Consider the following 11849-nt stretch of genomic DNA (forward strand, 5'->3'; position numbering starts at 1 on the left):
GCTAAAACGCCGTCCGCACCCTTCGCGACAAAATCGTCAGCAGGCTGATGCCGCGCACCAGCAGGAAGACATGCAGCGCCGCCCACAGGCCGTGATTGCCCAGGGCCGGCCCCAGAGTGAGCAAGGCGGCGCTGAAGGCCAGGAACGACAACAGCATCATGTTGCGCATGTCGCGTGACCACGTTGCGCCGATGAAGACGCCGTCCATCTGGAAGGCCAGCACGCCGCTGAGCGGGGTTAGCGCGGCCCATGCCAGATAGACATCGGCGACGTCGCGAACGTTCTGCGATGTGGTGATCAGCGCGACCAGGCCGGCGCCGCCGAGCCAGAAGATCAGCGTGGCGGTTCCCGCCAGGCCGAAACCCCAGAACAGCGTCAATTGCACCGCCCGGCGAAACGAGGTTTCGGCGCGGGCACCGATGGCGCGTCCGGCCAGTTGTTCGGCGGCGGTGGCGAAGCCATCGAGGAAATAGCCGGCGACGAGGAAGAAGTTCATCAGCACGGCGTTGGCGGCCAGCGTCAGCGTGCCGAACTGCGCGCCCTGGCGGGTGAACAGCGCGAAAGCGGCGAGCAGCGAGAACGAGCGGATCATGATGTCGCGGTTTAGCGAGAGCATGCGCAGGAAGGCGGCCATGTCGAGCAGGCGATGGCGCGGCAGAACGGGCGCGGCCCTGAAGCGCCAGACGACGATGGCGAGGCCAAGCAGCATGGCCAGCAACTCGCCGGTGACGGTCGCCCAGGCGACGCCGGCGACGCCCCAGCCGAGCTTCAGGCCGAGCAGGATGCAGAGCAAGATGTTGATGCCGTTGAGCACCGCCTGCAGCATCAGCCCAAGCCCGCCCTCGCCGCGCCCCAGCACATAGCCGAGGATGGCGTAGTTGATCAGCGCGAAGGGGGCAGCGAGCATCCTGATCCTGATATAGACGCCCATCGCCTCGCTGACGCGCGGTTCGGCGCCGATGAATTTCTGGCCGGCGATGGCTATCAGCGGCGCAAGGGCGACAAGCGCGATGCCGGCGGCGACCGCGATCAGCACGGCGCGCCAGAACACCGCCTGCTCCTCCAACTGGTCGCCGCGGCCGAAAGCCTGGGCGACGAGGCCGGTGGTGCCGGAGCGCAGGAAATTGAAGGTGTTGAAGACGACGTCGAAGACCAGCGCGCCGGCCGCCAGGCCGCCGAGCAGGGCCGCGTCGCCAAACTGCCCGACCACCGCCGTATCGACGATGCCGAGCAGAGGCGTCGTCAGATAGGCCAGCGTCATCGGCACCGCGATGGCAAGCACCGAACTGTTGGTGACGGCGAAGGGCTTCGCGTCGGCTGGGATTGCGCCCTGGTCCAAGAGATTGCTGCCTTGCTGCTTGATCGAACAGCCGATGTGCCCCATTTTCCGGCCACCGCGCAATCACTCACGCCGCAATGGCCAACCGAATTATCGACCTTGGCGCGAGCCCTGATGCCCCTGCAGATCGTCCACCACCCCGACTACGATGCCGGCTTTGCCGTCAATCATCGTTTTCCGATGAGCAAATATCCGCTGCTGATGCAGGCCTTGCATACGCGAGGTCTGATCGGGTCCAGCGCACTGTCGATGCCGGAACCGGCGCTGGCCTCCTGGCTGAAGCTTGCCCATGCGGCCGACTATGTCGACCAGGTGATCGCTTGTGCGGTGCCTGAAAAGATCGAGCGCGAGATCGGCTTTCCCGTCGGGCCACGCGTTTCGCTGAGAGCGCAGCTCGCCGCCGGCGGCACGGTGCTGGCGGCACGGTTGGCGCTGGTCAGCGGCATTGCCTGCAACAGCGCCGGCGGCAGCCACCATGCGCGGCGCGCGCAAGGCGCCGGCTTCTGCACCTTCAACGACGTCGCCGTCGCTTCGCTGGTGCTGCTCGGCGAAGGTGCCGTGCAGAACATCTTGGTCGTCGATCTTGACGTCCACCAGGGCGACGGCACCGCGGACATCCTGAAAGACGAACCACGCGCCTTTACCTTCTCCATGCATGGCGAGCGCAATTATCCCGTGCGCAAGATCGCCTCCGACCTCGACGTCGCGCTGCCGGACGGCACCGGCGATGCGGTCTATCTCGAGCGGCTGGGCGTCCTCCTGCCGGAGCTCTCGGCCAAGGCGCCTTGGGACATCGTCTTCTACAATGCCGGTGTCGACGTCCATGCCGAGGACCGGCTTGGCCGGCTCTCGCTTAGCGATGACGGCTTGCGCACCCGCGACGAAATGGTGATCGGCCATTTCCGCGCGCTGGATATTCCGGTCTGCGGCGTCATTGGCGGCGGCTATTCGACCGATGTGGCGGCACTGGCGGCACGCCACGCCATCCTGTTCGAGGTAGCGTCAGTTTACGCCTGAGGAACCTCAGATTTGAGCATGATCTTTTCCGAAAACCGGCTTCCAAGTTTCGCTGACGCGGACCTGCGGTTCGGGATCATGCTCCCGACTCACTTCCGGTAATTTGCAACCCTGAGCAGGATGAAGACCGGCACCACGATCGCGGCGCCAAGCAGGATATAGCCGAAGAAGCGATAGACGGCGTTGAAGCCGAGATTCCACAGATCGATAAAGAATCCCTGGATGCGGTAGAACACGTCCATCGGCGTCCAGCCGAACGCGTTCATCACCAGGCCGACGAGGAACGACACGACCAACAGCTTGACGATCACCCTGACGGGCGAGTCGCCGAGAAAGCGCGTCAGTGCGGACAAGGGCCTGCCTCCAGATTCGGGTGCCGGATTCGGGCACAGGCTCAGAGATACGCACTTGGCCGCCTTGCATCAAGCCGCGGCGGCTCCGCAGTCGCCGAGCACCGTCTAGCAGGTATCCCTCCGACATATTGCGGACAAGCCGTGAGGTCAGCCGCTGCGGTTCGATCTTCGCCAATGCTTACCTAGCTTGCCCCGCCGAAGGGCAAGATGGAATTGGACCGATAGGTGTCCATCGTCGCGCCATTGCGATCTTCGTCGAACAGCGTCCTGCTGCCAAAGCTGGCGCGCAGACCGATCATGTACTTGTTGCTGGTGTTGAAAGTTTCGGATTCGACCGAAATTCGGTCGTGTTGGTAGCGGCCGAACAGCGACCATGGTGTACCTTCGAACCGATACGTGGCCTGGGCTGCAAGACTGACCGTATCGAAATCGGCAAAATCGAAGCCAACCCTGTTGAAGGCAACTTCGCCGTCGAGTCGCAGGTTCGGCTGCACGAAATAGCGCGCAACACCGCGAACGCCCCACTCGGTCGGATTGTCGAAATCCAGATCGACCTTGCCGTAGAAGGCTTGCCCATAGAGCGTCAGGTTGCCGAAAAGACCTGTGCCTCAGGCCCGACCGTGTAGTCGTCTGCAGCCGCAATCGCGCGGCGCCGGCCTCGGCCTCAACCTCGCCCGCCAGATCGCCGGGCTGCATGACGGGACGATCCGGATTCTGGATGGTTCATGGCGCGGCGCGCGCGTGCGCACGGAACTTCCCGGGCGAAAGTGATGCTCCCGCTGGCGAGGTTTCCAACAGCCGTTTCCCAACAGCTGTCCAAGGGCGATTGCCCGATGCAGGCCCATCATGATATCGAGAGACCGACGCGGGTATGATGTAATGGTAGCTTGTCAGCTTCCCAAGCTGAACGCGAGGGTTCGATTCCCTCTACCCGCTCCAGCAGAATCAAACGATTGGGTGGACCCTTTCCGGCGCCCTGCCGCAGGCCGGGCGCCGTCTGGTTAGGCGCGCCGGCAACCTGTCCGGCGCCGCCGCGGCCCGTTTATGCCAGCACGCCGCACAAAGGAAGGTGCTTTGCCACCTCGTCGGCTTCCATGCGCACTATGGTATGCGTCAGGCCGCCATGCTCATCGATCCATTGCCGCACCCAGTCCGGGTATTGCGAGATCAGGTAGTTGGCGGCGATCGCGTTCTGCCGCGCGCCGACCCCGAAAGGAAGGTGAAAGCCGAAGGAGGCGTGCGGGGTCACGCAAAGCTGCTCGACGGGCAGCGACAGGTAGAGCGTGCAGGCGCTGTCGCACGCGCCCTCGAAGCTCACCGGCTCGTCGGCGGCGCGCAGTTTGGCGATGTGCAGGGCGAAGTTCACGATCTGGCCACCGGGATTGTCGCCGACCGTTTCGGCATTCGCGGGCGGCGTCGTCAGAATGGCGGCGAAGAGTCCAATCGCCAAGGTCTTCAACGTCCATTCAAGCTTTGCAGGCAGCAGATCGATTTTCATTCCGGGGTCTCGCGTTTGTCTCGCGGGGCCTAGGCTAGCATCAAGATGGTTAACATTAGGCAACGCTCATCAATCTTCCGATCGGGCTGTTACACGAGCGCGAGCGCATCCTCCGAGCGGCCCTCGCGCGCAAGCACGGCGCCGCTCGGCCTTCGCTTCCGGCCGCAGCTCCGGCCCTACCCCACCTCGCGCAAAATGAAATCGTGCAGCATCTTGGCTGCCGGCGACAGCGCGCGGTTCTTTACCGTGATCAGGCTGTAGGGCCGGACCTCGATGTCGAACTCGGTCTGGACGACGTCGATGGCGCCGGCGAGACCGTCGGGGTTCTGGATGAATTTTGCCACCTGGATCGACACCGGGGCGATGGCGTCGGACTGCGCCACCATGACCAGGGTGAGCAGCAAAGAGCTGGTGTTGAGGATGCGGTCCGGCAACGCGATGCTGCGGTTCAAAAAATTGCTTTCCATCGCCTGGCGCAATGGCGAGCCGCCAGACTGGAAGACCCAGTCATAGGCGGCGGTATCCTCCAGCCGCACCGCCTTGCCATTGCTCAGCGGATGGCCGCGGCGCACGATCAGGCAGGCCTTCTCGACGCCGATGACGCGCGATTCGAACAGGCGCGGATTGAGGTCGTCGGGGATGCGCGCGATGATGAAATCATGGCGCGTGGCAATCAGCTCGCGCGCCAGCACGTTGGAGGTTTCGACCTGCATGGTAATCTCGATGCGCGGGTAGAGGCGGCGGATCTCGCGAATCGCCGGCACCGCCAGTTCGATCGCCGGCGCGGTGACCGCGCCGAGGAACACCGAACCACCCTTGCCGGCCTTGAGTTCGGATATTTCGCGGTCAGCCTCGCGCATTTCGAGCAGGATCGAACGCGCGCGCCTGGCCAGCGCCTTGCCGTAAGGCGTCAAGGTGATGCCGCGCGGCAGCCTTTCGCAGAGCTTCACCCCAAGCACTGCTTCCATCTCGGAAATCATGCGCGAGGCCGCCGGTTGCGAGATGTTCATCACCTGCGCCGCCGCGCTCACCCGACCGTGATCGTCGAGCGCCGCGATCATACGCATGTGGCGCAGGCTGAGCCCACTGCGCAGAAGTGTTTCACCATCGCCCGGCAATTCATCGTAACTGCCTGAAATTCCCCGATGATTTCCCAACGCCGCCATGCTCTTACCCGCTCCCGCCACGGTTCCGATCCGCATCAGTCATATACCGGTTTCGGTATAGCAACCACCGAAGATCGCATTTGACAGTTATGGCAAAGGGACACACCCTTCGCGCGTCCTCAAGACTTGACGGTCGATGACGAGCAGAATCGTATCGATTGAAATCAGGTACTGAGGGCCGATTGGGAGGATACCGGAGATCGATATGACGGCGGCGGCGCTTTGGCGCATCCGCCCGACTGCGCGGCCCGCGAAGCCCCGAGGTGTCGCGTCCATCAACCAGGGAGAGTTTTACGTGAAAATCATCAAGACACTGGCCGCAGTCGCGGCCCTTGGCATTGCTGCCATGAGCTATCAGGCGCACGCCGCCGACAAGGGTCTCGTCGGCGTGCTGATGCCGACCAAGACTTCGCAGCGCTGGATCAATGACGGCGACGCCGTCAAGTCCCAGCTCGAGGCTCTCGGCTACACGGTCGACCTGCAATACGCGCAGGACGACATCCCCAACCAGCTCAGCCAGCTGGAAAACGAAATCACCAAGGGTCCGAAGGCGCTGATTATCGCCTCGATCGACGGCACCACGCTCTCGGATGCGCTGCAGAAGGCCGCTGACGCCGGCGTCGTCGTCGTCGCCTATGACCGCCTGATCAAGAAGACCGCCAATGTCGACTACTACACCACCTTCGACAATTTCGGCGTCGGCGTGATCCAGGCGAACTCGCTGGTCAAGGGTCTCAAGGAGCGTTTCCCGAACACCAAGCCTTGGAACGTCGAGCTGTTCGGCGGCTCGCCGGACGACAACAACGCCTTCTTCTTCTACAACGGCGCCATCTCCGTCCTGCAGCCGCTGATCGATGACGGCTCGATCAAGATCAAGTCCGGCCAGACCGGCATGGACAAGGTCGGCACGCTGCGCTGGCTCGCCGCCACCGCCCAGGCGCGCATGGACAACCTGCTCTCCGCCAACTACTCGGATGGCAGCCGCGTCGATGGCGTTCTGTCGCCCTATGACGGCCTGTCGCGCGGCATCACCGCCTCGCTGCGCGCCGTCGGCTACGGCACCGACGCTCAGCCATGGCCGATCGTGACCGGCCAGGACGCCGAGACCGCCTCGGTCAAGCTGATCATCTCGGGCGAGCAGTACTCGACCGTGTTCAAGGATACCCGCGAACTGGCCAAGGCCACCGTCGAGCTCGTCGACAAGGTGCTCTCGGGCGGCAAGCCGGAAGGCCTCGATGAAAAGACCTACAACAACGACGTCAAGGTCGTTCCCTCGATCCTGCTGACGCCGCATGATGTCGACAAGTCGAACTACCAGGCACTGGTCGTCGACTCCGGCTACATCAAGGCCGACGAACTGAAGTAATCCGGTTGTAAAATCAGGGGTCCTGCGCAACGCAGGGCCCCTTTTCGTTCACCAGCGAGCCCGGTATTGTTTTCTACCGGCCTCGGAGGAGCTTGCCCTGATGACCTCGACGATTTTGGAGATGCGCGACATCACCAAGACGTTCCCTGGCGTGAAGGCGCTGTCGAACGTCAACCTCAGAGTCGAGGAAGGCGAGATCCATGCGGTGGTCGGTGAGAACGGCGCCGGCAAATCGACGCTGATGAAGGTGCTGTCGGGCGTCTATCCCGCAGGTACCTATGACGGCCAGATCATTTTCCAGGGCCAGGAATGCCAGTTCAAAGGCATCCATGACAGCGAACGCAAGGGCATCGTCATCATCCACCAGGAGCTTGCGCTGGTGCCGATGCTGTCGATTGCCGAAAACATTTTCCTCGGCAACGAGCACGCGAATTACGGCGTCATCGACTGGGACGCCAACGAGCAGCGCACCAGCGCGCTGTTGAAGAAGGTGGGCCTCAAGGAGGACCCCAAGACGCTGATCACCAATATCGGCGTCGGCAAGCAGCAGCTGGTCGAAATCGCCAAGGCGCTGAGCAAGGAGGTCAAGCTGCTGATCCTTGACGAGCCGACGGCGTCACTCAGCGAAAAGGACAGCCAGGCGCTGCTCGACCTGCTGCTCGAATTCAAGCGCCAGGGCATGACCTCGATCCTGATCTCGCACAAGCTCAACGAGGTCAACCGGGTCGCCGACAAGGTCACGGTCATCCGTGACGGGCGCACCATCGAGACGCTGGCCAAGAAGGACATCTCGGAAGACCGCATCATCACCTCGATGGTTGGCCGCTCGCTCGATGACCGCTATCCGCCGCGAGAACCGAAGATCGGCGAAGTCGTGTTCGAGGTGAAGAACTGGTCGGTCTATCATCCGCTCCATGCCGAGCGGCAGGTGATCAAGGGCATCGACATCAATGTGCGCAAGGGCGAGGTGGTCGGCATTGCCGGGCTGATGGGCGCCGGCCGCACCGAATTCGCAATGAGCCTGTTCGGCCGCTCCTATGGCCGCCGCATCACCGGCGAGGTGCTGCTCAAGGGCAAGCCGGTCGATGTCTCCACGGTGAGCAAGGCGGTCCAGCACGGCATTGCCTACGTGACCGAGGATCGCAAGACCTACGGTCTCAACCTCATCGACCACATCAAACACAACATTACGCTCGCCAATCTCGGCGGCGTGTCGCGCCACAGCGTGATCGACGATCTGCGCGAACTCGCGGTCGCCAACGACTATCGCAAGAAGACCAACATCCGGGCCTCCAGCGTCTATCAGATGACCGGCAATCTTTCCGGCGGCAACCAGCAGAAGGTGGTGCTGTCGAAATGGCTGTTCGCAGATCCGGACGTGCTGATTCTCGACGAGCCGACGCGCGGCATCGACGTCGGCGCCAAGTACGAAATCTACACGATCATCGCCCGCCTTGCCTCGGAGGGTAAGGCGATCGTGGTCATCTCGTCGGAAATGCCGGAGCTTCTAGGCATCACCGACCGCATCTACGTCATGAACGAAGGCCGCATCGTCGGCGAAATGCCCGCGACGGACGCAAGCCAGGAAAAAATAATGCGCGCCATCGTTCGGGGAGAAGGAAAAGCAGCATGAGCACCGAAACCGCCCCCGCCCCGCAGGGCAACGTCGCTGAAGAACAGCGTCCGCGCATCGCCGTTTCGGCGCTGACGACGAATTTGCGCGAATACGGTCTGATCATCGCGCTGATCGTCATCATGCTGTTCTTCCAGTTCACCACGTCGGGAACGCTGTTCAAGCCGGTCAACCTCAGCAACCTGGTGCAGCAGAACTCCTTCATCATCGTGATGGCGCTGGGCATGCTGCTGGTGATCGTATCGGGCTATATCGACCTCAGCGTCGGATCGGTCGCCGGTTTCATCGGCGCGCTGGCGGCAAACATGATGGTCATCTGGCAGCTCGGCCCGCTCAGCAATCCGCTGGTGGTTTCAATCGTCTGCCTGATCGTGGGCGGCCTGATCGGCGCCGCGCAAGGCTACTGGATCGCCTATCACCGGATACCAAGCTTCATCGTGACGCTGGCCGGAATGCTGATCTTCCGCGGCATCTGCCAGGCGCTGCTCGGCGGCGGATCCTCGGTCGGTCCGCTTCCGGGCGACTTCAAGGCGCTCAGCTCCGGCTTCATCCCAGACGTGATCGGCCCGCTGACGCTGATCCCGCCAACGGTGAACGCCGCCGGCAAGACCATCCTGGGCAGCGGCCTGACGCTGCACATGACGACGGTCGTGCTCGGCCTGATCGCCGTGCTGGCCTATGCCTATTTCGGGGTTCGCACCCGGCGCAAGCGCGAACGCCATGGCTATGAGGCGGAGCCCTTCCCCCTTTTCATCGTCAAGACGCTGGTCGCCAGCGCGCTGGCGCTGTTCCTGGTCTATGAATTCGCCAGCTACAGGGGCCTGCCGGTCGTGCTGCTGGTCATGGGCGTGCTGATCTCGCTGTTCGTCTTCGTCACCAAGCGCATGACCATCGGCCGCCGCATCTATGCGATGGGCGGCAACGCCAAGGCGGCGCAGCTGTCGGGCATCAACACCGAGCGGCTGACGCTGATGGTGTTCATCAATATGGGCGTGCTGTCGGCGCTCGGCGGCCTGATCATCGCGGCTCGTCTTGGCCAGGCGGTGCCGGCAGCGGGTCTCGGCTCGGAGCTCGACGTCATTGCCGCCGTCTTCATCGGCGGCGCCTCGGCGATGGGCGGCGTCGGCCAGGTCATCGGAGCCGTCGTCGGCGGCTTCATCATGGGCGTGATGAACAACGGCATGTCGATCATGGGCGTCAATGTCGACTGGCAGCAGGTGGTCAAAGGCCTGGTGCTGCTCGGCGCGGTGATCTTCGACGTCTACAACAAGAACAAGGCTTGAACAGGCTTAGGCGAGGCAACGAAGAAGGCATACGGGTCAAGATCGCGATGTTGCCGGCAACCTGCCGACATCAGCAAGTCCCCTGAGGGACCGAGCCCGCGAGCGCAATCCGGACGAAGAGTTCAACCCGTGGCGCGGCGTGGTCCGAGCCGCGCAGGTCAAGGTTTGCCAAGAGGCAACCGGGCCAAGGCACATGAGAGAGGGTTTCATCATGCTGATCTCCCAGATCCTCGACGACGCCGAGACGATCCGCGTCGTCGCCCGCAACGGCGGCGGCAAGACCAGGATCATCAATGGCGCCCGCAGCGTCTATTCGCTGGCGATGGAAGCCGCGCGCACCGGCACCGGTCTCGCCGCACTGATCGAGCGCAAGGGATACGGTGAGGCCGTGGACCTCGACGCCGCCTACAAGAAGGGCCGGCTGGTGTCGCCGATCAACCATCCCGATCCCGCGCATCTGCATCTGACCGGCACCGGGCTGACCCATCTCGGCTCGGCGGCGACGCGCGATTCCATGCACAAGAAGCTCAGCGATGGCGGTGAGGAACAACTCACCGATTCCATGAAGATGTTCCGCATGGGACTGGAAGGCGGCAAGCCGGCCAAGGGCCAGACCGGCGTGCAGCCGGAATGGTTCTACAAGGGCAACGGCACCATGGCGGTGGCGCCGGGTGCGGCGTTGATGTCGCCGGCCTTCGCGCAGGACGCCGGCGAGGAGCCGGAAATCGCCGGCATCTATGTCATCGGCGATGACGGTGCACCGTTCCGCGTCGGCTTCACGCTGTCGAACGAGTTTTCCGACCACGTCACCGAGCGGGTGAACTATCTGTTCCTGGCGCATTCCAAGCTGCGCAACGCCTCGTTCGGACCGGAGATCCTGATCGGCGACCTGCCGGCCGACATCAGAGGCGCCTCACGCATCCTGCGCGACGGCAATCTGCTGTGGGAAAAGCCGTTCCTGTCGGGCGAGGCGAACATGTCGCACACCATCGCCAATCTCGAGCATCACCACTTCAAATATTCAGCCTTCCGCCAGCCAGGCGACGTGCATGTCCACATGTTCGGCACGGCGACGCTGTCCTTCGCCGACGGCATCAGGACTGAAGCCGGCGACGTCTTCGAGATCGAAGCCGGGGATTTCGGCCTGCCGCTGCGCAACCCGCTGGAAATCGAGCAGCCGGTGAAGGTGGCGGTGAAGGCGTTGTGACGTAGCGCCCTTCCCTTCTCCCCCTGTGGGAGAAAGTGGATCGGCGCGCAGCGCCGAGACGGATGAGGTGTTCCAGGGAACACCAACGTCTCACTCCGCTGGAGCACCCCTCATCCGTCGCCTTCGGCGACACCTTCTCCCGCAAGGGGAGAAGGAAGAAGGTGCCTCCCTCAATAAATATCAAAATCGAAATACTTGGCCTGGATCTTCTTGTAGGTGCCATCGGCAACAATCGCGTCGATGGCCGCGTTGAGCTTGTCGCGGAGGGCGGTGTCTTCCAGGCGGACGGCGATGCCCGCTTGCGTCTCGGTGCCCTTGACGTCGCCGACCAGCTTGCAGCAGCCGTCACTCGCCTTCTTCAGCCAGTCCATCAGCACGAACTTGTCCGAAATCACCGCATCGAGGCGGCCATTCTGCAGGTCGGTGATCGCCTCTTCCTGGGTCGGGTAAAGTTTTGCCTCCGCACCGGCCTTGCCGTAGGCGTTCTGGGCGTAGTCAGCTTGGGTGGTCGAGGCCTGCGCGCCAACCGTCTTGCCGGCAAGGGCGGCCGGTTCGGTGGAGGTGAGGTCGGTGTCCTTCGGCGCCACAAGCGCCAGCGGCGTGGTGTAGTATTTGTTGGTGAAGGCAACCTGCTTCTTGCGCTCCTCGGTGATGCTCATCGAGGCGATGATGGCGTCGAATTTCTTCGCCTGCAGCGCCGGAATGATGCCGTCCCAGTCCTGGGTGACAATCTCGCATTCAATCTTCATCTGCGCACAGAGCGCATTGGCGATGTCGATGTCGAAGCCTTCGACCTTACCGTCCGCAGTGATGGTATTGAACGGCGGATAGGCGCCCTCAGTACCGATCTTCAATTTTTCCTGCGCCTGCGCCAGCGAGCCGGCCGCCATCACCAGCATGGCAGCGCCGGCTGCCGATATGATCCATCTTGATATCTGCATTTTTGGTTCCCCTTACACGCCGGTCTCTTGCCGGCCACCGAAAGGC

The 11849-nt window shown here is 62.9% G+C and carries 11 protein-coding genes and 1 tRNA gene; 6 read left to right on the forward strand and 6 right to left on the reverse strand.

The features are described 5' to 3' along the window. Position 1: 1 nt before the first annotated feature. Positions 2-1339: an MATE family efflux transporter gene (locus tag ACWTU9_RS00530; protein WP_455857113.1), complete on the reverse strand. Its 1338-nt coding sequence runs from the start codon at positions 1337-1339 to the stop codon at positions 2-4. A gap of 114 nt (positions 1340-1453) precedes the next feature. On the opposite strand from ACWTU9_RS00530, the gene ACWTU9_RS00535 reads away from it, so the two are divergent. Further along, positions 1454-2356 carry a histone deacetylase family protein gene (locus ACWTU9_RS00535; protein WP_455856638.1) on the forward strand — a complete coding sequence of 301 codons (903 nt, stop codon included), beginning with the start codon at positions 1454-1456 and terminating at the stop codon, positions 2354-2356. 89 nt (positions 2357-2445) lie between these two features. On the opposite strand, the gene ACWTU9_RS00540 is transcribed toward ACWTU9_RS00535, so the two are convergent. After that, a complete protein-coding gene (locus ACWTU9_RS00540; RefSeq protein WP_454588008.1) occupies positions 2446-2709 on the reverse strand; it encodes a DUF6460 domain-containing protein in 264 nt (87 codons plus the stop codon). A 182-nt stretch (positions 2710-2891) separates the two neighbouring features. Beyond that, positions 2892-3203, reverse strand: a complete 312-nt coding sequence (locus ACWTU9_RS00545) for a hypothetical protein (protein ID WP_455856639.1) — start codon at positions 3201-3203, stop codon at positions 2892-2894. A gap of 371 nt (positions 3204-3574) precedes the next feature. Between ACWTU9_RS00545 and ACWTU9_RS00550 the strand changes: the two genes are divergently transcribed. Beyond that, positions 3575-3648: transfer RNA gene (locus ACWTU9_RS00550), tRNA-Gly, on the forward strand. A gap of 103 nt (positions 3649-3751) precedes the next feature. On the opposite strand, the gene ACWTU9_RS00555 is transcribed toward ACWTU9_RS00550, so the two are convergent. Both ACWTU9_RS00555 and ACWTU9_RS00560 read right to left on the reverse strand, forming a co-directional pair. Next, on the reverse strand, positions 3752-4207 hold the full coding sequence (locus ACWTU9_RS00555) for a hypothetical protein (RefSeq protein WP_455856640.1): 456 nt from the start codon (positions 4205-4207) through the stop codon (positions 3752-3754). 176 nt (positions 4208-4383) lie between these two features. Further along, positions 4384-5373, reverse strand: a complete 990-nt coding sequence (locus ACWTU9_RS00560) for a LysR family transcriptional regulator (protein ID WP_455857114.1) — start codon at positions 5371-5373, stop codon at positions 4384-4386. Between the two features lie 295 nt (positions 5374-5668). On the opposite strand from ACWTU9_RS00560, the gene chvE reads away from it, so the two are divergent. From chvE to araD1, 4 genes are all read left to right on the forward strand, one after another. After that, positions 5669-6739 carry a multiple monosaccharide ABC transporter substrate-binding protein gene (chvE, locus tag ACWTU9_RS00565; RefSeq protein ID WP_455856641.1) on the forward strand — a complete coding sequence of 357 codons (1071 nt, stop codon included), beginning with the start codon at positions 5669-5671 and terminating at the stop codon, positions 6737-6739. A 100-nt stretch (positions 6740-6839) separates the two neighbouring features. Further along, the gene (mmsA, locus tag ACWTU9_RS00570; RefSeq protein ID WP_454588014.1) at positions 6840-8372 is read left to right on the forward strand and encodes a multiple monosaccharide ABC transporter ATP-binding protein; all 1533 of its coding nucleotides are present in this window, start codon (positions 6840-6842) and stop codon (positions 8370-8372) included. Continuing rightward, a complete protein-coding gene (gene mmsB, locus ACWTU9_RS00575) occupies positions 8369-9655 on the forward strand; it encodes a multiple monosaccharide ABC transporter permease (protein ID WP_454588015.1) in 1287 nt (428 codons plus the stop codon). Before mmsA ends, mmsB begins: the two co-directional genes overlap by 4 nt. Positions 9656-9866: 211 nt before the next feature. Then, positions 9867-10862, forward strand: coding sequence for an AraD1 family protein (gene araD1, locus ACWTU9_RS00580; RefSeq protein ID WP_454576518.1), 996 nt, complete (start codon positions 9867-9869; stop codon positions 10860-10862). A gap of 170 nt (positions 10863-11032) precedes the next feature. Here the strand turns inward: araD1 and ACWTU9_RS00585 are convergent, their stop codons facing one another. Then, positions 11033-11803: an ABC transporter substrate-binding protein gene (locus ACWTU9_RS00585; protein ID WP_455856642.1), complete on the reverse strand. Its 771-nt coding sequence runs from the start codon at positions 11801-11803 to the stop codon at positions 11033-11035. Between the last annotated feature and the right edge of the window lie 46 nt (positions 11804-11849).

Source organism: Mesorhizobium sp. 128a (genome assembly GCF_053848025.1).

Excerpts from the sequence above, each read along its gene's own strand:
- ACWTU9_RS00560 (WP_455857114.1), bottom strand. The coding sequence starts at position 5,373 with ATGGCGGCGTTGGGAAATCATCGGGGAATTTCAGGCAGTTACGATGAA.
- ACWTU9_RS00555 (WP_455856640.1), bottom strand. The coding sequence starts at position 4,207 with ATGAAAATCGATCTGCTGCCTGCAAAGCTTGAATGGACGTTGAAGACC.
- mmsA (WP_454588014.1), top strand. The coding sequence starts at position 6,840 with ATGACCTCGACGATTTTGGAGATGCGCGACATCACCAAGACGTTCCCT.
- araD1 (WP_454576518.1), top strand. The coding sequence starts at position 9,867 with ATGCTGATCTCCCAGATCCTCGACGACGCCGAGACGATCCGCGTCGTC.
- mmsB (WP_454588015.1), top strand. The coding sequence starts at position 8,369 with ATGAGCACCGAAACCGCCCCCGCCCCGCAGGGCAACGTCGCTGAAGAA.
- ACWTU9_RS00535 (WP_455856638.1), top strand. The coding sequence starts at position 1,454 with ATGCCCCTGCAGATCGTCCACCACCCCGACTACGATGCCGGCTTTGCC.
- ACWTU9_RS00585 (WP_455856642.1), bottom strand. The coding sequence starts at position 11,803 with ATGCAGATATCAAGATGGATCATATCGGCAGCCGGCGCTGCCATGCTG.